At 71.3% G+C, this 19,688-nt stretch carries 19 protein-coding genes and 1 pseudogene; 10 read left to right on the top strand and 10 right to left on the bottom strand.

Features of this window, described 5'->3' with window-relative positions; all coding sequences use genetic code 11:
- Positions 1-203 precede the first annotated feature (203 nt).
- The 5 genes from K8556_RS19720 to K8556_RS19700 all read left to right on the top strand — a co-directional run bounded on the left by K8556_RS19720 (position 204) and on the right by K8556_RS19700 (position 5,226).
- Positions 204-1,070 carry a hypothetical protein gene (locus K8556_RS19720; RefSeq protein ID WP_223741617.1) on the top strand — a complete coding sequence of 289 codons (867 nt, stop codon included), beginning with the start codon at positions 204-206 and terminating at the stop codon, positions 1,068-1,070.
- A gap of 129 nt (positions 1,071-1,199) precedes the next feature.
- A complete protein-coding gene (locus K8556_RS19715; protein ID WP_223741616.1) occupies positions 1,200-1,940 on the top strand; it encodes a dienelactone hydrolase family protein in 741 nt (246 codons plus the stop codon).
- A 13-nt stretch (positions 1,941-1,953) separates the two neighbouring features.
- Positions 1,954-3,246 (top strand): MFS transporter, encoded by a 1,293-nt coding sequence (locus K8556_RS19710; protein WP_223741615.1) that lies wholly within the window; start codon positions 1,954-1,956, stop codon positions 3,244-3,246.
- A 22-nt stretch (positions 3,247-3,268) separates the two neighbouring features.
- Entirely contained in the window at positions 3,269-4,666 is a 1,398-nt protein-coding gene (locus K8556_RS19705) for a hypothetical protein (RefSeq protein WP_223741614.1), read from the top strand.
- A 68-nt stretch (positions 4,667-4,734) separates the two neighbouring features.
- Complete coding sequence (locus K8556_RS19700; protein ID WP_223741613.1) at positions 4,735-5,226, top strand: hypothetical protein; 492 nt, start codon at positions 4,735-4,737, stop codon at positions 5,224-5,226.
- A 2-nt stretch (positions 5,227-5,228) separates the two neighbouring features.
- Here the strand turns inward: K8556_RS19700 and K8556_RS19695 are convergent, their stop codons facing one another.
- A complete protein-coding gene (locus K8556_RS19695) occupies positions 5,229-6,938 on the bottom strand; it encodes a hypothetical protein (protein WP_223741612.1) in 1,710 nt (569 codons plus the stop codon).
- A 216-nt stretch (positions 6,939-7,154) separates the two neighbouring features.
- On the opposite strand from K8556_RS19695, the gene K8556_RS19690 reads away from it, so the two are divergent.
- Positions 7,155-7,376, top strand: coding sequence for a hypothetical protein (locus tag K8556_RS19690; RefSeq protein WP_223741611.1), 222 nt, complete (start codon positions 7,155-7,157; stop codon positions 7,374-7,376).
- A pseudogene (locus tag K8556_RS19685) lies at positions 7,337-7,726 on the top strand (DUF2379 family protein); the annotation flags it as partial. The gene K8556_RS19690 and the pseudogene K8556_RS19685, both read left to right, overlap by 40 nt.
- Positions 7,727-7,756: 30 nt before the next feature.
- On the opposite strand, the gene K8556_RS19680 reads toward K8556_RS19685, so the two are convergent.
- The gene (locus K8556_RS19680) at positions 7,757-7,966 is read right to left on the bottom strand and encodes a hypothetical protein (RefSeq protein ID WP_223741718.1); all 210 of its coding nucleotides are present in this window, start codon (positions 7,964-7,966) and stop codon (positions 7,757-7,759) included.
- A gap of 8 nt (positions 7,967-7,974) precedes the next feature.
- Positions 7,975-8,136: a hypothetical protein gene (locus K8556_RS19675; protein ID WP_223741717.1), complete on the bottom strand. Its 162-nt coding sequence runs from the start codon at positions 8,134-8,136 to the stop codon at positions 7,975-7,977.
- A 100-nt stretch (positions 8,137-8,236) separates the two neighbouring features.
- Between K8556_RS19675 and K8556_RS19670 the strand changes: the two genes are divergently transcribed.
- Genes K8556_RS19670 through K8556_RS19660 form a run of 3 tightly spaced genes read left to right on the top strand, consistent with a single transcriptional unit; the run spans position 8,237 to position 11,054 of the window.
- Positions 8,237-8,704 (top strand): MarR family winged helix-turn-helix transcriptional regulator, encoded by a 468-nt coding sequence (locus K8556_RS19670; RefSeq protein ID WP_223741713.1) that lies wholly within the window; start codon positions 8,237-8,239, stop codon positions 8,702-8,704.
- A gap of 41 nt (positions 8,705-8,745) precedes the next feature.
- A complete protein-coding gene (hmgA, locus tag K8556_RS19665) occupies positions 8,746-10,056 on the top strand; it encodes a homogentisate 1,2-dioxygenase (protein ID WP_223741610.1) in 1,311 nt (436 codons plus the stop codon).
- Positions 10,053-11,054 (top strand): fumarylacetoacetate hydrolase family protein, encoded by a 1,002-nt coding sequence (locus tag K8556_RS19660; protein ID WP_223741609.1) that lies wholly within the window; start codon positions 10,053-10,055, stop codon positions 11,052-11,054. Before hmgA ends, K8556_RS19660 begins: the two co-directional genes overlap by 4 nt.
- A gap of 1 nt (position 11,055) precedes the next feature.
- Here K8556_RS19660 and K8556_RS19655 read toward each other — a convergent pair whose 3' ends face one another.
- The 7 genes from K8556_RS19655 to K8556_RS19625 form a co-directional block, all read right to left on the bottom strand.
- Positions 11,056-12,396 (bottom strand): porin, encoded by a 1,341-nt coding sequence (locus tag K8556_RS19655; protein ID WP_223741608.1) that lies wholly within the window; start codon positions 12,394-12,396, stop codon positions 11,056-11,058.
- Between the two features lie 224 nt (positions 12,397-12,620).
- Complete coding sequence (locus K8556_RS19650) at positions 12,621-12,944, bottom strand: protealysin inhibitor emfourin (RefSeq protein WP_223741607.1); 324 nt, start codon at positions 12,942-12,944, stop codon at positions 12,621-12,623.
- A 17-nt stretch (positions 12,945-12,961) separates the two neighbouring features.
- Positions 12,962-14,113, bottom strand: coding sequence for a M4 family metallopeptidase (locus K8556_RS19645; RefSeq protein ID WP_223741606.1), 1,152 nt, complete (start codon positions 14,111-14,113; stop codon positions 12,962-12,964).
- Between the two features lie 138 nt (positions 14,114-14,251).
- Positions 14,252-16,330 carry a hypothetical protein gene (locus K8556_RS19640; protein WP_223741605.1) on the bottom strand — a complete coding sequence of 693 codons (2,079 nt, stop codon included), beginning with the start codon at positions 16,328-16,330 and terminating at the stop codon, positions 14,252-14,254.
- A gap of 158 nt (positions 16,331-16,488) precedes the next feature.
- On the bottom strand, positions 16,489-17,625 hold the full coding sequence (locus K8556_RS19635) for an ABC transporter permease (RefSeq protein ID WP_223741604.1): 1,137 nt from the start codon (positions 17,623-17,625) through the stop codon (positions 16,489-16,491).
- Positions 17,622-18,548: an ABC transporter ATP-binding protein gene (locus K8556_RS19630; RefSeq protein WP_223741603.1), complete on the bottom strand. Its 927-nt coding sequence runs from the start codon at positions 18,546-18,548 to the stop codon at positions 17,622-17,624. The genes K8556_RS19635 and K8556_RS19630 overlap by 4 nt, the downstream gene beginning before the upstream one ends.
- Positions 18,545-19,543: an HlyD family efflux transporter periplasmic adaptor subunit gene (locus K8556_RS19625; RefSeq protein WP_223741602.1), complete on the bottom strand. Its 999-nt coding sequence runs from the start codon at positions 19,541-19,543 to the stop codon at positions 18,545-18,547. The genes K8556_RS19630 and K8556_RS19625 overlap by 4 nt, the downstream gene beginning before the upstream one ends.
- Positions 19,544-19,688 lie beyond the last annotated feature (145 nt).

The following is a 19,688-nucleotide window of genomic DNA, read 5'->3' as shown; positions in this document are numbered from 1 at the left end:
CGCGATCCTGCCAGGAGCCGCGCGCGGAGGACACCTCGTGCAAGGCTTGCCGTCCGTGCAAGCCTTGCCGTCCCGCACGCGGCGTGGACGCGCAAGGCTTGCCGTTCCCCACGCCCAGTGTCGACACGCGCTCCAGGGACGCGGCGCTGGCATCCCCGTTGCTCATGGCCCGCCACGGCATTTCCAAACGACGGAGAAGCGACATGCACACGAATCACTTCGCGCGGAAGCTGTTCCTGGCGGCGCCCCTTTGCCTCTTCGCGGCGGGCTGCGGCGGCGACCCGATGATGGACGAAGCCATGATGGGCGAGGCCGCGCCGGGCGACGCCGTCACCGAGACGGCCGCCCCCGTGGCCCCGGAGGACGCGGCGCTCGGGACGAGCGAGCAGGCGGTGTCCCTGGGCGGCTCGTACTGGTGGGGCACCTCCGCCAACGGCCTGACCTCCACGGCCATCGGGACCGCGACGAACCGGACCTGCTTCCTGCGCGGCATCCAGGGCAACCTGAAGGGCACCAGTTGGGCGGGCGCGGGCGTGTTCCAGTACGCGGGCAACTGGCAGATCTTCATCAACCAGTCCAACAGCAAGGCGCTGAGCACGGCCGTCCAATGCCTCAACACCGCCACCAACCGCACCCCGGAGATGGCCTGGTACGACGGCCAGGCGGCGAAGCTGCTGGGCGCGGTCACCGCGTCGCGCCGCTGCTTCCTCACGCAGGTGGAGGCCGCGGGCGGCTTCACGTCCAACTCCGACTACGCCCGGGTCTGGAATGACGGGTACAACTGGTACCTGGGCGGCAACCTGGGCGCGTCCGGCGGCGCTCGCGCCATCTGCGTGGACGTCCCCACGGACGCGGGCGGCTGGCTGTGGATCGCGGGCAACCCCGGCACCTTCACGCACAACCTGGCCTACGACCCGGGTGGCGTGGCCTGCCTGCTGTCCGGCATCGGCGGCAACTTCAACACCAGCGATTACAACGACGGCGTCTCCATCGACTACAACAGCGGCACCCGCTACTGGGAGATGACGGTCAGCAACAGCAAGCGCGGCTGGAGCAACTGCGTCAAGTAGTCCAGGCCAGTGTCCGTTTCGCGCGGGGAGGAGGGGGCCCGTCACGAAACGGATGGCGCGCCGCCCGCGCGTGTGGTGTCACCCTCCTGCCGGGCGCATGCACCGCCCGCGCGGGAGGTCACCCACGCCATGCAGGACGTCGACATCAAGACCGCGGACGGAGTGATGGACGCGAAGTGGGCCCGGCCGGAGGGCTCCGGGCCGTGGCCGGCGGTCATCATGATTCCGGATGCCTTTGGCATCCGCCCCGTCTTCGAGGACATGGCCCGGCGCCTGTCGAAGTCCGGCTACGTCGTGCTGCTGCCCAACGTGTTCTACCGGGAGGGGCCCACCTCGAAGCTGGACCTCGCCCGGGGCTCGTTCGCGGACGAGGCGTTCCGCAAGCGCTTCTTCGGCCTCGCCGGAGCGCTGACGCCGGAGCGCCTGAAGCTGGACGCGGGCGCGGTGCTGGACTTCCTCGCGCGGCAGCCCTTCGTGAAGGGCCCGAAGGCGGGCGTGGCCGGCTACTGCTTCAGCGGCGGCCTCGCCGTGCGCATGGGCGCGGACTTCCCGGACCGCATCGGCGCGGTGGCGTCGTCCCATGGCGGCCGGCTGGCCACGGACTCGCCCGACAGCCCCCACCGCAGGGTGAACCAGGTGAAGGCGGAGCTGTACTTCGGCCACGCGGACAACGACAACTCCATGCCCGCGGACGCCATCCGCACGCTGGAGGCGGCGCTGAAGGACGCGGGCGTGAAGTACCGCTCGGAGCTCTACCCCGGCGCGCAGCACGGCTATTCGGTGGCGGGCACGCCCGCGTTCAACGCGGAGGTCGCGGAGACGCACTGGAAGCGGCTCGAGGACCTGTTCGGCCGCACGTTGAAGGCCTGAGCCCCCGCGCCCGATGTCCCCCTTGCGGCAGCGGCTGCTCTCCATCTTCGGCGGCTCGGTGGGCAACCTCATCGAGTGGTACGACTTCTACGTCTACTCGGCGTTCTCGCTGTACTTCGCGCAGGCGTTCTTCCCGGACGCGGACCCGCTGGTGCGGCAGCTCAACACCGCCGGGGTGTTCGCGCTGGGCTTCCTCATCCGGCCGGTGGGCGGCTGGGTGATGGGGCTCTACGCGGACCTCCGGGGCCGCCGGTCCGCGCTGACGTTGTCCGTCACGCTGATGTGCCTGGGCTCGCTGGTCATCGCCGTGTGCCCCACGTACGCGCGCATCGGCGTGGCGGCGCCCGTGGTGCTGATGCTCGCGCGGCTGCTCCAGGGCCTCTCCCTGGGCGGCGAGTACGGCACCAGCGCCACCTACCTGAGCGAGGTGGCCACCTCCCGCCACCGGGGCTTCTACAGCTCCTTCCAGTACGTCACGCTCATCCTGGGGCAGCTCCTGGCCACGCTGACGCTGCTGGTGTTGCAGCGCCTGGTGTTGACGGGCCCGCAACTGGAGGCCTGGGGCTGGCGCATCCCGTTTGGCATTGGCGCGGCGCTGGCCATCTTCGGCTTCTACATGCGCCGCAACATGGTGGAGACGGAGGCCTTCACCCGCGAGGCCGCGAAGCAGTCCGAGCACCACCCCATGCGGGAGCTGCTGCGCCACCCGAAGGAGATCGCCGTCGTGGTGGGGCTCACGATGGGCGGCACGCTGGCCTTCTACACATACACCGTCTACATGCAGAAGTTCCTGGTGAACTCCGTGGGGCTGACGCGGGACGAGGCCACGCTCATCTCCGCGGGCTCGCTGTTCCTCTACATGTTCCTCCAGCCGGTGCTCGGCTTCGTCTCGGACAAGGTGGGGCGCCGGCCGGTGCTGATGGGGTTCGGCATCCTGGGGACGCTGTTCACGGTGCCGCTGCTCACGGCGCTGACGCGGACGCGGGACGCCTTCACCGCGTTCATGCTGGTGATGGCCGCGCTGGTCATCCTCTCCGGCTACACGTCCATCAACGCGGTGGTGAAGGCGGAGCTGTTCCCCGCGCGCATCCGCGCCCTGGGCGTGGGGCTGCCCTACGCGCTGACGGTGTCCCTCTTCGGCGGCACCGCGGAGTACGTGGGCACGCGCCTGAAGCTGGCCGGGTACGAGGCGTGGTTCTTCTGGTACGTCACGGCGTGCATCTTCTGCTCGCTGCTCGTCTACACGGTGATGCCAGACACCCGGCGTCACAGCCGCATCGACGCCGTCCCCGACACCGCGCCCTGAGACGTGCTAGACGCGCGCCCCCATGGCATCTCCACTCCTGACGCTTCCCCTGCTGCTCTGTCTGGGACAGGCCCCCGCTCCCGCCGTCACCGAACCGCCCTTCGACGCGCGGCTGTCCTTCCAGGGGGTCGACGAGAACATCGACGCGGAGGGCTCGGGCACGGCCTTCCACGCGGCGCTGGAAGGCCATACGCCGGAGCTCGCGTCGGGCCTGCGCGCGGAGGCCACGCTGTCGCTCTTCCTGAGCACGCCGGGCACCCAGGGCATCACCTTGCAGGACTTCGGCAGCAACGTGCGGCTGCGCTACCGGCCCTCGGGCTGGGAGTCCGGAGAGGGACTCGCCGTGGCGGTGCACCCGGTGAACACGTCGCGGCTCCACATGGGCTTCACGTGGCCGGTCACCTGGGAGCGCCAGGCCTTCCCCCGCCGCGCGGGGAACGAGTCCGCGCTGGAGCTGCGCTTGTCCCGGATGCGCTGGGACGCCTTCGTGGCGCTCAAGTCCGCCAACGTCGCCGATGACCTGCGGCTGGAGTCCTCGCGCCGCTACGCCTTGCTCGCGGGCGGCTTCCTGGACGTCACGCCCGAGCTGCGGCTGGCCGCGAAGGGCACCGTGCTCAACCGGGGGCAGATCCCCGGCGTCGCGATCCGGGGCGTCGAGCTGCACGTCCCCGTGAAGGGGGCCTCGCTGGGCGCGGTCTGGCACCGCGGCGCCCCCGTGGGGAACAACGTCGACCTGGCGCTGTACCAGGGCGACCCGACCTTCTTCGAGCGCTTCTTCCAGCCGGAGACGTACCCGGGAGGCTTCGCCGCGTCGGTGTCGCTGGAGGGCAGCCTCGTGTCCCAGGGGCTGGTGGATCCAGAGGCGGACGCTCCCCGACGGAGCACGCAGACCGCGGGGGCGGGGGCCCTGGAGGCGCGGGTGAAGCAGGGCTTCTGGCGCGCGCACGCGCTGGCCTACGTCCGAACGCTCTCCTTCATCCAGACAGACGTGCCCGGGTTTCCTCCGTACCAGGACTTCCTGAGCGACGCGGAGACCCGCGCGGAGGTCTCCGGCACGCTGAGCAGTGACTACCACCTCCAGGACTGGGGGCTGACGCCCGGGCTGCTCGTGCGCGTCACCCGCCCCGCCTCGCTGCGGTACGCAACGGCGAACCCGCTGTTCGGCGACACCGTCATCGTGTTCCAGGGGCCCAACATCCTCGGCGTCCTGCCCGAGGGCGTGGACCCGGGGCTGGTGGTGACGGTGAAGGCCACGGCCCGCTGGGACCTGGGGGCCATCGCTGGCGTGCTGGCGGAGGTCTCCTACACGCACGACCCGAACCGGACCCGCTTCGAGGATGACGAGACGGGGGTCTCCAGGCCCGTCCTCCAGCCCGCGAACGCCGTGGGCGTCAACGTGCTGCTCCAGGCCCGCTTCTGACGCTGGGAGTCAGGCCCCGCGATTGGCGTCCGCGCGCGGCCGGGTGCGAGGATGGCGCTCCGCCCACCATGCGCCCTGCTTCCGCCCGTCCCCTGTCCGAGGCCGTCGTCACCGAGTCCACCGTCGTCCCGCTCGTCCAGCCCGCCGCCCGGCTGATGGCCCACGCGGCGGCGTGGCTGATGCTGGTGGGCCTGCTCACCGGCGGCTACGTCTCCGCGGCGATGACGGGCAAGGTGCCAGCGGATCCGCGGATGGCGCTCGCCGCGCACCTGAACGCGCTCATGGGCACGTTCTTCCTCCTGGGCGTCGCGTGGACGCTGCCCATGCTGCGCTACGGCCCCCTGGGACAGCGGCGGCTGGCCTGGGCGGTCATCGCCGCCAACTGGGCCAACTGGGGCATCACCTGCGTGAAGGCGTGGCTGCGCGTGTCCGGCGTGGACTTCATCGGGCAGCCCGTGAACGACGCCGTGTTCGGCGCGCTCACGGTGTCCGTGGTGCTGCCCGCGCTCGTCGCCGCGGGCGCGTGGGTGTACGGCTTCCGCCGCGCCGGAGCGCGCTGACGTCAGAAGGCCGTGCGGGTGAGCGCGAAGTCGGAGCCCGCCCAGGCCGTCTTGAAGCGCTGCTGCACGGCGTTGGCCTCGGCCGTGCGTCCCTGCCCCTTCAACGACATGGCGAGCCCGAAGAGGGCCCAGCCGTTGCCGGGGTTGCGGCGCAGGTCCTCCCGGTAGACGGCCTCCGCGGCCTTGTACTGCTTCGCGTCCAGCAGCGCCGCGCCCTGGAAGTGGCGCACGGGGTAGAACCAGTCGCTGGGCTCCGAGTAGGCCAGTTGATCCGCGGCGCGCACCGCGTCCTCCCAGCGGGTCAGCGCGTCGGCGCGGCCCTGGCGCTCGGCGATGGAGGCGTCGAGCACGCGGGCCGCCACGTCCAGCACGTCCTTCGCTGAGTTGTTTCCGGCGGTCATCGTGTCGGGGACGCTGGCGGCCAGCTTCACCAGCTCCGCGTGCTCCGCGCGGGCCCTGTCGAAGTCTCCCTTCGCCGCGAGCGCCAGCCCGTGCGCGTGCAGCCACAGCCCCGTGAGCACCGGGTACTTCGGGTCCGGCCGAGGCTCCTTGAGCAGCGCGTCGTAGCGCCCGAAGCGCACCATCGCGAGCAGGGGCTCGGAGGCGAAGAAGTCCATGCCCGGCATCTCCGTCAGCATCTCCGGCGGCAGGGCGTTCGCGGACTCGCGCGCGGCGCGGATGGACTCGCCCGCGCGCCCCTCCATGGAGGCGGAGAACGACAGGAAGCCCCAGTTGTGGGCCAGATACATCGGGTAGTAGCCGATGGGCTCCACCTGACGCAGGTAGGCGTTGTCCGCCTGGACCGCGCGGCGGTTGCTCTCCGAGGCGTCCGCGTACCGGCCCACCCGCTGGTAGATGTGCGCCGGCATGTGGACGACGTGGCCCGCGCCGGGCATCAGCCCTGGCAGCCGGTCCGCGGAGGGCAACGCGCGCTCGGGGTGCTCCGAGGCCTCGACGGCGTGGATGTAATAGTGATTGGCGCCCGGGTGGTCCGGCGCGCGCGCGAGCACCGACTCCAGCCGCGAGACAATCTCTCCCGTCCCCGGCGCCGGCTTGCCCTCCAGCGTCCACAGCTTCCACGGGTTGAGGTCCATCAGGGACTCGGCGAAGAGCACCTGTACGTCATTGTCCTCCGGGAAGCGCTTCGCCACGTCGCGCATGGCGTTGGCGTAGGCCTGGGAGAAGGGCTTCATCTCCTCGGGCGTGCGGGGCTCCGGTCCTCCGTAGCGCTGGGACAGCGCGCCGATGAGCGCCTGCTCCGTGGGGGTCGCCGTGGGGGCGAGCGCCTGCGCCTTCTGAAGGGCCGTCCACGCGGTCGCGGCCCGGTCCGGCAGCATGGGCACGTTGTAGTTGGGCCCGAGCACCAGGGCGACGCCCCAGAAGCAACTGGCGCAGGAGGGGTCCAACTGCGCGGCGCGGGCGAACGAGCGCGCGGCCTCGTCGTGGTTGAAGGCATACGTGAGCCGCATCCCCTGGTCGAAGAAGGCCTGCGCTTCGGGCGAGCGGGTCGTCACCTTCCGCTGGAAGTTCCCCAGGTCGTCGAAGAGCACCGCGCCCTGGGCGAGCGACGTCAGGCTCGACAGCGCGGAAGGCTTGCCATGCGCCCCATGTGAGGCCGCGCCAGCATCCTGCGGGCGGGGGTCCCGCGCCCCGGCGTACGTGCCCGGCGCGATCAAGGCCGGGATGAGGATGAACAGGAATTGCGCACGCATGACGTCCCCCCGGGCCCACGGTCTCCCAGGAACGGTGGGAGGACTCCGCGCACGCGGCAATCGACTCCAGGCGGGGTGCCATTCCGACCGGCGAACTCCTTGCCCGGGGCACGTCCGGCGGCGCCAGCGTCAGTCATGACAGACGTGTTAAAATGGCCCTCCCAGGAATCCCCATGCAGCGCCGCATGGCCTTACTGGGAGAAAGTGCCCGCCGCCATGTCGTCTCGCCGAAGCCTGTCCTGGAGTGTCGCCGTCCTGCTGTCCTTCGCGGCCACCGCGTCCTTCGCGGAGCCGTCCGCGCCAGCCATGGAACTGGCGACGCGAGCCGTGTGCGCCTCCACCGAGTCCTCCGAGGCCCTGACCTCCGAGCCCACGCCCGAGGAGGCCGCGGGCCTGCTGTGCATCTCCGTGCGGTGCTCCTCCGAGGACGATTGCTAGAACGCGTGTCCCAACGCGCTGTCCGTGACGTGTACGCGCAACGCCTGCTCCTACGAGATCTCGGGCGGAGGCGGCGGCGGAGGTGGCGGTCCGACGTGCCCGTCCACCCGCTGCATCGACGACTCGGATTGCGTCTGCGGCACGACGCAAGGGTGGTGCAACAACCGCGCGTGCGCCTACTAGACGTCCACGTCGATGAGCGAGGGCGAATCCGAAGCGGCTCCATGCGCATGAGGGCTGCGCGGTCCGAGGTGCTTCGGCTCCGGCAGGCAGGAGACACCGCAGGCGCTCGGAAGGTGATGCAGGGCCTGCTCGCGGTAGAGGGGGTGCCGCGCTACCGCGAGTTGGCGGAGACAGCCCTGCCTGCAAGCCCCTCCCGCTCATCCCCCCAGCTTGCTGAGCACGAACGCGGCGAGGAAGCCGGCGACCGTGATGAGGCCGGTGAGGTCGTGGGCTCCCTCCATGGCCTCCGGCATCATCGTGTCCGCGAGCATGGCGAGGATGGCGCCCGCCGCCACGGCGGTGGTCCCCGCGACGACTTCGGGAGCAAACCCCCACAAACCCGCCTGGAGCCAGAGCGGCATTCCCATCCCGGACTTCAGCGCGCCCGGGCCTTCGAGCGCTTCACCTTGTTGGCCTGCTTGCCCAGCGCGGTGCGCGTGCGCCTGGGCAGCTTCTTGAGCGTGCCCTTCCGCTTCGCCGCGGTCGCGGCCTTCTTGATGTTCTTGCGCCCGGCGGCGCGCTGCTTGCTCGTGGCCATGAAGGGCCTCCCTGCCCAGGAAGGTCCGCGCCACCGCCCCCTCGCGCAACGCGCCCACCGCGTCCGCCCGCCTGGATGGCTGGCTATAGTCGGACGCCCGATGAAGAAAGCACGCGCCGCGAGCCTCACCCTCGATGAGTTCCTCCCCTATCGCCTGTCGGTCGCGGACAACGTCGTGAGCCAGCGCATCGCCCGCGTGTACGCGGCCGAGGACGGCCTCTCCACCCAGGAGTGGCGGCTCATCGCCGTGCTGGGCGAGGACGGGGAGCGCTCGCAGTTGGAGCTCGTCCGCCGCACGCGCATGGACAAGGTCCCGGTGAGCCGCGCCGCGCGCTCCCTGGAGGAGCGCGGATTGGTGCGGCGCGCCACGAGCCAGAGCGACGCCCGCTCCCGGCGCCTGACGCTGACCGCCGCGGGACGCAGGCTCTACCAGCGGGTGGCCCCCGCCGCGCTCGACGCGGAGGCGGAGGTGCTCGCGGAGCTGTCGTCCTCTGAACGCGAGGTGCTCCGCTCGCTGCTGGAGCGCGTGGAGCGCGCCGCCATCCGCGCCCTCAAGCCCGGCCCCTGAGCCTTGCCGGTTTGGTTACATCTGTTACTATTTCGGACGCCATGGAAAACGTCCGCCACCTGACAGGCTTTGGAAACGAGCACGCATCGGAGGCTGTCGCCGGTGCGCTCCCCGTGGGCCAGAACACGCCCCAGCGCGTCGCGTTCGGCCTCTACGCTGAGCAGCTCTCCGGCACCGCGTTCACCGCGCCTCGGGGCGTGAACCGGCGCACGTGGATGTACCGGCTGCGGCCCAGCGCGGGCCACCCGGCGTACCGGCCCGTGGAGGCCCGCGCGCTGAAGAGCGGACCGTTCCGGGAGGTGCCGCCCTCCCCCAACCGGCTGCGCTGGAGCCCGGCGCCCATGCCCACCACGCCCACCACCTTCCTGGAGGGCCTCTTCACGCTGGGCGGCAACGGCTCCCCGTCAGAGGGCGCGGGCGCGGCGGTGCACCTCTACGCGGCGAACACGTCCATGACGGACACGGCGTTCTTCAACGCGGACGGTGAGCTGCTCATCGTCCCCCAGTCCGGGACGCTGCGCATCGTCACGGAGCTGGGCGTGCTGGAGGTCCCGCCCGGCCACGTCGCGCTCATCCCGCGCGGCATGCGCATGCGGGTGGAGCTGCCCGGCGGCCCCGCGCGCGGCTACATCTGCGAGAACTACGGCGCGCAGTTCCGGCTCCCGGAGCTGGGGCCCATCGGGTCCAACGGCCTGGCGAACCCGCGCGACTTCGTGGCGCCGCACGCGGCGTATGAAGACGTGGAGCGCCCCACGCGCGTGGTGCAGAAGTTCCAGGGGAACCTCTGGGAGACGACGCTGGACCACTCGCCGTTCGACGTCGTGGCGTGGCACGGCAACTACGCGCCGTACACGTACGACCTGGCGCGCTTCAACACCATCAACACGGTGAGCTACGACCACCCGGATCCGTCCATCTTCACGGTGCTCACGTCGCCCAGTGACACGCCGGGGACGGCGAACTGCGACTTCGTCATCTTCCCGCCCCGGTGGATGGTGGCGGAGAACACCTTCCGGCCGCCCTGGTTCCACCGCAACGTGATGAGCGAGCTGATGGGCCTGGTCCACGGCGTCTACGACGCCAAGGCGGACGCGTTCCTGCCCGGCGGCGCGTCGCTCCACAACTGCATGAGCGCCCACGGCCCGGACCGCAAGACGTACGAGGCGGCCGTCGCCGCGGAGCTGACGCCGAAGAAGATCGACAACACGCTCGCCTTCATGTTCGAGACCCGCTGGGTCATCGCGCCCACGCGGCAGGCGATGGAGAGCCCCGTCCTCCAGAAGGACTACGACGCCTGCTGGGCGGACCTGCCCAAGGCGAAGCTGTCCTCCCCGGGAGGCGGTCAGCCGTGAAGCTCGCCTCGCTCGATGAAGGACGGGACGGCCGGCTCGTCGTCGTGACGAAGGACCTGTCCCGGCAGGTGGATGCGTCCGCCATCGCGCCCACGCTCCAGGCCGCGCTGGATGACTGGGACCGCCATGCGCCGGCCCTGCGCGCGCTGTCGGAGCGGCTGGAGCGCGGAGAGGTCCCGGGTGCGCCCTTCGACCCTGCCCGGTGCGCGGCGCCCCTTCCGCGCGCCTACCAGTGGGCGGACGGCTCCGCGTACGTGAACCACGTGGAGCTGGTGCGCAAGGCGCGCGGCGCGGAGCTGCCGCCCTCCTTCTGGACCGACCCCTTGATGTACCAGGGCGGCTCCGACGGCTTCCTCGGGCCGCGCCAGCCCATCCCGCTCGCCGACGAGGCGTGGGGCTGCGACATGGAGGGCGAGGTCGTGGTGGTGACGCGCGACGTGCCGCTCGGCGCCGCGCGCGAGCAGGCCCTGGGCGCGGTGGCGCTGGTGGGGCTGGTCAATGACGTGTCGCTGCGCAACCTGATTCCGGCGGAGCTGGCGAAGGGCTTCGGCTTCTTCCAGTCCAAGCCCGCGTCGGCGTTCTCCCCGGTGTTCGTCACGCCGGACGAGCTGGGCGACGCGTGGCGGGAGGGCAAGCTGCACCGCCGGCTGGAGGTCTTCCTCGACGGTGAGCCCTTCGGCCGCGCGGACGCGGGCGTGGACATGACGTTCGACTTCGGCACGCTGGTGGCCCACGCGGCGAAGACGCGCTCGCTGTGCGCGGGCAGCATCGTGGGCTCCGGCACGGTGTCCAACCGGGGCCCGGACGGCGGCCCCGGCAAGCCCGTGAAGGACGGCGGCGCGGGCTACTCGTGCATCGCGGAGGTGCGCGTGGTGGAGACGCTCCGGGACGGCGCGCCGAAGACGCCGTTCCTGAAGCGCGGCAACCGCGTGCGCATCGAGATGCGGGACGACGCGGGCGCCAGCATCTTCGGGGCCATCGACCAGACGGTCGGCTGACTCAGTAGTTGAACTGGAGCTGGAGGCGCGTCACGTGCCCCTGCTCCTGTTCATACGGGTAGCGCGACGAGGTGCGGTTGGCGATGACGTAGGCGGCCGTCAGCTCCAGCGCCTTCCAGATCTGCCACTCCGCGCCCAGCTCCAGCTCGCGCACGTCGTAGCGGGGGGCGTTGGTCTCCGCCTTCTTGCCGCCCTTGTAGAGCGTGCCGCGCACGTAGGGGATGAGCGACACGCCGCCCACGCCGTCCAGCTTGTACATGAGCTGCGCGTAGCCACCCTGGAGGTTCCGGCTGTCGATGAGCAGCGCGTCGTCCGGGCCCGAGCCCTGCGACGGCCCCCGCCCGATGTTGTACTCCGCCTGGAAGCCCAGGGGCTGCGGGTAGACCGTCAGGCTGACGATGGCGCGGGCATCCACCATGTTGGGGCCGCGCGCGAGCGCATAGGCCGCGTCGTCGCGCGGGGACGCGCTGAGGTTGAAGCGGCCGTAGTAGCCGCCCGCCCCGACCTCCACGTACTGGGAGCCGAAGAGGAAGGGATAGCTGACGCGTGCGATCGCGTGGGGGCTGTTGTTGCGCTCGGCGCGGTTGGCCGCCTGGCCGTTGAAGACGCCCAGGCCCACCACGCCGTAGTCGCCGGAGCCCTTGAGGCCGCTGTCCACCAGGAGCTTGAAGCGCGCGCGGATGTGCTCGGGCGCCCAGTAGAAGAAGACGCCCAGGTCGCGCTCGTCCTTCAGCGCGCTGTTGATGGCGTCGTTGCGATCCAACGCCAGGCGGTTCTGGCTGGACTGGAGGTTCTCGAAGCCGAAGGGCACCTTGGACTGGCCCACCCGGAAGCGGAACTCCTTCTTCGCGTCCACGAAGATGTCCGCGTACCAGTCCCGCATGACGGCCACGTTGTACTGGTCACCGATGACGGAGGCGAAGTCCGGCTGCAGGTAGATGGACACGTGCGGGTGCACGTCCCCGAAGATGACGAGCCGCGCGCGGCGGATGCCGAAGCCGGTGTCCTTGCCCATGAAGCGGTCGCCCTGCTCGTTGATGAGCGAGTCGTTCACCCGGAAGCTGGGCAGCCGGTTGTAGCGGACCTGCGTGTAGCCCCGGAGGCGGATGGTCTCGTACCAGGGCTTCGTCTTCTCCGGCTCCTTCTCCTTCGGCGCCACGGGAGGAGGCAGGGCGGCGGGAGGCACGGGCGCGGAGGGCTCCGCGGGGGGCGCGACCTCGCCAGTGGGAGCGGGCGCGGGCGGGGTCTCCTGGGCCTGGGCCACGGCGGACGAGGAGAAGAGGAGCGCGGTACCAGCCAGCAGGGCCTGAAGGACGGAGCGGTGGGACGAGGCGAAGGTCATGGGTGCGTGAGAGCCGGGCGGGGAACAAGGAGGGACCCGCCTGGTCCCGATGTGGCGCTCCCGTTACCGAATGGCGCAGCCTTCCGCCACGCACCGCCCCCCGTTGTTGCCACACCGTTACCGGCGACGCCGTCCTGTCACACGAACGAGCGAGCCGCGTCACACGTTCGTGACATGGCCCGCCGCCCCCGGCGAGGACGTCCCCCCGTCCGCACGCCCGGGAGCTAGGGAGCGCGCTGCTCCCGCTCGGCCTTCTGGATGAGCGCCAGCAGGGAGCGCAGGTGCGGCTCCGTCACCGGCTCCACCAGCCGGACCGAGTGCCTCCGTCCGCCGTCGTCCTCGATGGTGACGGCGTAGCTGGTCCGGTCCGCGCCCGCCGTGGGGCCACCGCCCACGGTGGCGGGCTGTTCGAAGAAGCGGGCCTCTCGCACCTCCCGCTGGAGCGCCTCCGCCGTGGCGGGAGGCAGGGCCGCCAGGTCCACGGTGCGGGGCCTGGCGAGGCCCGGGAAGAAGGCGAGGCCTCCCTCCCGTTTGAGCTCGATTCGCATTCCATCCGCTCCAGGACCTAGTGCTTGCGCTGCACCGGCTGCGCGGCCTGCTTCTGCACCTGCGGCATCCAGGCCACCTCGCCCGCCCGCTCCTTGGCGATCTTGATGCCCACCTGCCCCCAGGCGTCGCGGACGATCTGCTCTTCGTCGCCGCTGCCGTAGAGCTTGGCGGCCACCAGCACGGTGAGCCGGGCGAAGGACAGGAACGAGGCGTTGTACTTCAGCCTCGGGTCGCGCAGCGCCTCCAGCCAGATGAGGCCGGCCTTCTCCCACGTGTAGCCCTTGAGGTTCATGGCCGCGACGCAGAAGGCCTTGTTGGGAATGCCGGAGTTGATGTGCACGCCGCCGTTGTCCTCCGTCGTCTTCACGAAGTCCTTCATATGGGCCGGCTGCGGGTCCTTGCCCAGCACGGGATCGTCGAACGCGGTGCCCGGGTCCTTCATGGAGCGCAGGGCCTTGCCCTGGACCTTGTCCGTGAGGAGCCCCGCGCCGATGAGCCAGTCGGCCTGCTCCGCCGTCTGGTTCAACAAGCGCTGCTTCACGATCGAACCGAAGCAGTCCGACAGGGACTCGTTGAGCGCGCCGGCCTGGAGGAAGTAGGCAAGAGGCCCCTCGTGCTCCGTCACGCCATGGGTCAGCTCGTGCCCGATGACGTCCACGGAGATGGTGAAGCGGTTGAAGAGCTCGCCGTCGCCGTCGCCGAACACCATGCGCTCGCCGTCCCAGAAGGCGTTGTCGTAGCCGCTGCCATAGTGGACGTGACCGTTCAGCGGCATGCCGTTGCCGTCAATGGAGTTGCGCCCGTAGACGTCCCAGTAGAGGTCGTACGTCGCGCCCAGGCCGACGTAGGCCTCGTCGACCGCCGGGTCGCCGGTATCGTCCGAGCCCTCCGTGCGGGCCACCATTCCCGGGAGGGCTTCGGTGTTCTTCACGTCGTAGATGGTGCGCTGCTTCTGGCTCTCCACGACCATGGGGCCGGGGATGAGCCGCTTCGCCGCCTGGGGCGCGCCGCTGGTGGACAGGCGGAGGGCGCGCAGGGTGTTGTCGATGGAGAGCGTCCGCAGCGCCCGCGCCCGCTGCTGCGGTGAGCCGTTCTGCGCGATCTGACGGCTGACGTACGGCGGCAGGATGCAGTGGTGGGAATGCCAGATTCGGGTGTTGCAACACATCACCAGTCTCCTTCTGATGGGGGTACCAGAAGACGATGGTGATGACGGCGGGCCGCGCTCGGGACACGGCACGGCATGGGCTCCCCGGTCGCCAGGGAACCCATGCGGCGCCACGCGCTCAGGCCTGCTCGCGTGGGGTCAGGGCTTGTGCAGGACGGCCGAGTCCCCCACCAGCCACAGCTCCGACGAGGACGGCGCCCACACGGCCCGCAGGACGCGGCGGGTGCCGGTGGTCTCCGCGGTCCACCTGGCGCCGTCGAAGCGCAGCAGCGTGCCGTTGTCGCCCACCGCCCAGACCTCGGTGGCGGAGCGCCCCATCAACCCGTTGAGCTGGGACGACGTGCCGCTGGCCACGGGGAGCCACGCCCCACCGGTGTAACGCAGCAGCGCGCCGTCCGCGCCCGCCGCCCAGAAGTCCGAGGGACCGCTGCCCCACACGGCCTTCAGGGCCTTGTTGGTGCCGGAGGTCATCGCGCTCCAGGCGGCGCCGTCCCAGCGCAGGATGGTGCCGGCGTCGCCCACCGCGATGGCCAGCGAGGCCCCCTGCACCCACACGGCGTTGAGCGTCACCTGGACCTCCGTGGCCTTGCGCGTCCAGGAGGTGCCGTCGAAGTGGACGGCCTGGCCGGACGCGCCCACCGCCCAGATGTCCGTCGCGGAAGCGCCGTGGATGGCGTACAGCGCCTGTGACGACTCCGCGGTGTACTGCGTGATGAAGCGGGCCCCGTCGAACCGGTAGATGCGGTCATGGAACGAGGACGTCAGCCAGACGTCCGCCGTGGAGGCCGCGTAGACGCCCGTCACGTCGTCGAAGGGGGAGAAGTCCAGCGGCGGCTCGATCCAACCGCCGCCGTTCCAGTGCAGCACGCGGCCCGGGTCCCCCACCGCCCACACGTCCGACGGCCCCGTGCCATGGATGGCCCGCGCCACCCTCAGCGTGCGCAGCGGCGCCTGGGAGGTCCACGCCTGCCCGCTCCACTTCTGCACCTGCCCGCCCGGACCGAAGGACCACACGTTGTCAGGCCCGCTGCCGGTGATGGGCCCCACGGCGTCCTCATCCGTGTCCGTCCACTTCGTGCCGTTGTAGACGTAGCCGAAGTCCTCTCCGCCCGCGAGCACCAGCGAGGGCGACGCGGCGTACACGGAGAACAACTGGTCCGACGAGCGCAGGGACTGCTCGATGCCCGCGGGCGTGGTGCGGAACACCTGGCCGTAGTCGTCGCAGAGGATGCACGGGTCATCCGAGGCGACGGTCCAGACGTCGTTCGGGCCGGTGCCCGTCACCTCATGGAAGTCGATGTCCGTGGTGCCCGCGTCGATGCCGGCGACCGCGCTGCCGTCGTACCGGCGCAGCGTCCCGGACCGCCCCACCATCCAGACGTCCGAAGGCCCGCTGCCCCACACGCCGTTGAGGTCCTTGGTCGTGGCCGCGTCCACGCCCTGGAAGCCGCTGCCCCGGTCGCGCCGCACGGTGCCGCCAGCGCCCACCGCCCAGATGTCCCCCGGACCGGCGGCCCACACGGAGTTCAGGTCGCGCGTCGTCCCGGAGCTCACCGGGGAGAAGGCCCCGCCCGTCGTGGAGTGGAGCACGGTGCCGCCCGCGCCCACGGCCCACACGTCCGTCGCGGAGAGGGCGTGCACGTCGTGCAGGGGGGTCAGCGTCCCGCTGGCCACGCGCGTCCAGCGCGCTCCATCCCAGTGCTGGATGAAGCCGTCCTCGCCCACGGCCCAGCCGTCGTTGGCCGAGCTGAAGTGCGCGCCCTTGAAGCCGTAGCCGTGGGGCAGCGGATACTCCCAGCACCAGCCGTCGCTGCACTCGCGGTTTTCGGCGGGGACGCCGCAGGTCTTCTCCACGCCGCGCCCGCCGCACACCTCCGGCGCCGCGCACGTGCCGCAGGTGACGGTGCCACCGCAGCCATCCGGTTCGGTGCCGCACTCGACCCCGGGGCTGCAGGCCGTCTTGAGGTCGGGGCACCCGCAGACGTTGTCCGCGCCGCCGCCGCCGCAGGTGGAGGGCGCCGCGCAGGTGCCGCAGTCGAGCGTGTGGCCACAGCCGTCCGTCGCCTCGCCGCAGTTGAAGCCCCGCGACTCGCACGTCCGGGGCACACAGTCATCCTCATCGTCTCCACAGCCGGCGGCGAAGGTCGCCGCGAACAGGACCACGAGCAGGCGCGAAGTCCGCACCGCACCCACCGCGAAGGAGTTGTCACGGGACATGGGCATCTCCAGACCGGACGCGGGAGGGAACCCCGCGAAACCACGTGGGGCGTGGCTCCGGTGCGGAAGGAAGGTTGCAAAGGGTGGTCCGTTTGGATCGTCCGGCCGTCCAAGCCCTCCACTTTCGCGGCTGCGTCATGCTCGACGTGTGGCGTCAATCAATCCAACGTCGTGCGTGACCTCGCGAGTGCCGCACCGGCCACGGCGAGCACGAAGAGTCCCAACGCGAGCAGGTCGTTCCCCATGTCCGCGAGCACCTGGTCCTTGAGCAGCGCGCCCCGGACGATGCGCAGGAAGTGCGTGACGGGGATGACTTCGCCCAGCACCCGCGCCCACGGCGGCAGCCCCAGGAAGGGGAAGGCGAAGCCGGAGAGGAAGATGGACGGCAGCATGTAGAACATGGACATCTGCATCGCCTGCAGTTGGCTGCGCGCCACGGTGGAGATGAGGTAGCCCAGCGACAGGTTGCCCACGATGAACAGCACGATGCCGCACGCCAGCGCCAGCCACCCCGCGGGCGTGCGCGCCATGGGCACGGAGAACAACCCCCGCGCCATGCCCAGCACGACGACGGTCTGCACCAGCCCCACGACGACGTACGGCGTGAGCTTGCCCACCATGATCTCCGCCGGGGTGGCGGGCGTGGACAGGAGCGTCTCCATGGTGCCGCGCTCGCGCTCGCGGGTGACGGCCATGGCGGTCATCATCACCAGCGTCATGGACAGGATGATGCCCAGCAGGCCCGGCACGATGTGGACCGGGGAGCGGCCCTCCGGGTTGTAGCGCCGGTGCACCACCACCTCGAAGGCGGGCGCGGTGGAGCGCGGCGTCCCCAGCCCCACGCGTTCGTTCCGCAGCGCCTCCGTGGGCAGCACGCTCACCGCGGCGAGCGCCCCCGCCGCGGCCTGCGGGTCGGACGCGTCCGCCTCCGCGAGGATCTGCGCCCGCTCGCCCTTGAGCAGCCGCCGGGTGAAGTCCGGCGGGATGGTGATGCCGAGCATCACCTGTCCCCGGCGGATGAGCTGATCCAGCTCCTCGTCGGACCGGGGCAGGTAGCGCACGTCCACGTAGCCGGTGCGCTCCAGCGCGGCGACGACGGAGTTGGCCAGGGTGCTGGTGTCGTGGGACAGCACCGCGGCGGGCAGGTGCCGGGGGTCCATGTTGATGGCGTAGCCGAAGATGAGCAACTGCATCACCGGCATGAGGAGGATCATCGCGTAGGTGATGCGGTCGCGCCGAAGCTGCGTGAACTCCTTGAGCAGCACGGCCAGGATGCGCGGAAGCGAGCCCGTCATGACGAGTACCGTTCGTCGCGCTCGCGACCCATGAGCTGGATGAAGACGTCCTCCAGGGAGGGTGTCACCTCGCTCCACCGGTAGGGCTCCCTGCGCCAGGGGCCGAGCGCGGCCTCCAGGGCCTCACGCTTCAGCCCGCTGACGTGCACGGCGGCGCCGAACGCGGAGGCGCTGAGCACGCCGTCCGCCCGGGCCAGCACGTGCGCCGCGCGGTCGATGCCGGGCCCCTCGCCCAGGAACGTCACCAGCCCGGAGTCGCGGATGAGCGCGTCCGCCGTGCCCCGCGCGATGAGGCGCCCATACAGGATGTAGCCGATGTCGTGGCAGCGCTCCGCCTCGTCCATGTAGTGCGTGGACACCAGCACCGTGAGCCCGCCCGCGGCGAGCGTGTGGATTTCGTCCCAGAACTCACGGCGGGCCTTGGGGTCCACGCCCGCGGTGGGCTCGTCCAGCAGCAGCAGGCGGGGCTCGTGCAGCGTCGCGGCGGCCAGGGCCAGGCGCTGCTTCCAGCCGCCGGAGAGCGCGCCCGCGAGCTGGCGGCGCCGGTCGAAGAGGCCCAGCCGGTGGAGCGTGTCCTCCACCCGCTCGCGCCGCCGGTCCAGGCCGTGGACGCGCGCGACGAAGGCCAGGTTCTCCTCCAGGGTCATGTCCTCGTAGAGGGAGAACCTCTGCGTCATGTAGCCCGTCTGGCGCTTGATGGCGTCGCCGCGGGCGCGGAAGTCCAGGCCCAGCACGGTGCCCTCGCCGCTGTCGGGCGTGAGCAGGCCGCACAGGAGCCGCAGCGTCGTCGTCTTGCCGGAGCCGTTGGGGCCCAGGAAGCCGGTGATGCGTCCGGTCCCCACGGCGATGGAGACGTCCCGCACGACGTGCCGGTCGCCAAAGGACTTGTTGAGCCCGCGCACGTCGATGGCCTGCTCGCTCATCGGTCCGCCTCCACGGGGGCCTGCTTCAGCGGCGTCACGTCGATGGGCTGTCCGGGCAGCAGCCGCGTGGGCGCGGAGGGCACCGCCTCCAGCAGGAACACCAGCTTCTGCCGCGTCTCCAGGCTGTAGATGATGGGCGGCGTGTACTCCGGGCGCGGGGCGACGTAGTCCACGCGCGCCGTCATCCCGGTGTCGCAGCCGTCGCAGGCGATGGCCACGGTGGTGCCTGGCGGGAAGGACGCCACCCTCCCCTGCGGCACGTAGAAGCGCACCTTCAGCTTCGCGTCCGGGATGATGCTGATGACGGGGGCGTTGGGCATGGCCCACTCGCCCTGCTGGAAGAGGACGTCCTCCACGCGGCCCACGACGGGAGACACGGGCGCCAGCTCCACGACCTGCTGCTCCGCGGCGGTGACGCCCGCGCGCCCGCTGGCGAGCTGGGCGCGGACGACCTCCCACTGCGCGCCCGCCGCCGCCACGTCCGTGCGGGCCGCGTCGCGCTGGGCATGCGCGCGCGTCGCCGTCGCACGCAGCAGGTCCAGTTGCTGGGGCGTCACGGCGCCCTCCATGGCCTTCTGGACGGCGACGAGCCGGGCCAGCTCCGCGTCCGCGCGGTCCGCCTCCGCCTGCGCGGCGATGAGGGACGCGCGAGCGCGGGCCACGTCCGACTGGCGCGCGAGCAACTGCGCTTCGATCTGCCCCACCTGCGCCCGGGCCTGGTCGGCCCTCGCCACCAGCGACGTGGGCTCCATGCGGAACAGCGGCGTGCCCACCTCCACGCGCTGTCCGCGCACCACCGCCACGGACGCCACCATGCCGGCCACCGGCGAGGACAGGTAGACGTTGTCGCTGACGACGAAGCCGGTGAAGCGCGGCGGCGGTTCCGGGGCCGGCCGCCGCAACCACAGGATGCCGCCGACGATGACGGCGACCAGCACCGCCCCCGTGACGATGCCCCGCTTCGAGTGCTTCGACTTCCTGCCCGGTCCCGACACCCGTGCCTCCTGGCGCGGCCTCGCCGCGAATGGAGCGCCCCCCGAGCGCGGCGAAGTCCACGCTACGCCTGCCCTGCCCGGGGGGTCCGCGTCTGGCTCACGGGCAGGTCCCGAACCCGTGTCCTGGCGTCACCTTGAGCACTGG

It is taken from the genome of Corallococcus sp. AS-1-12 (genome assembly GCF_020036995.1).
Lineage (GTDB): Bacteria > Myxococcota > Myxococcia > Myxococcales > Myxococcaceae > Corallococcus.
Note: the sequence above shows the minus strand (reverse complement) of the source record. Positions and strands in the feature narration are given on the sequence as shown.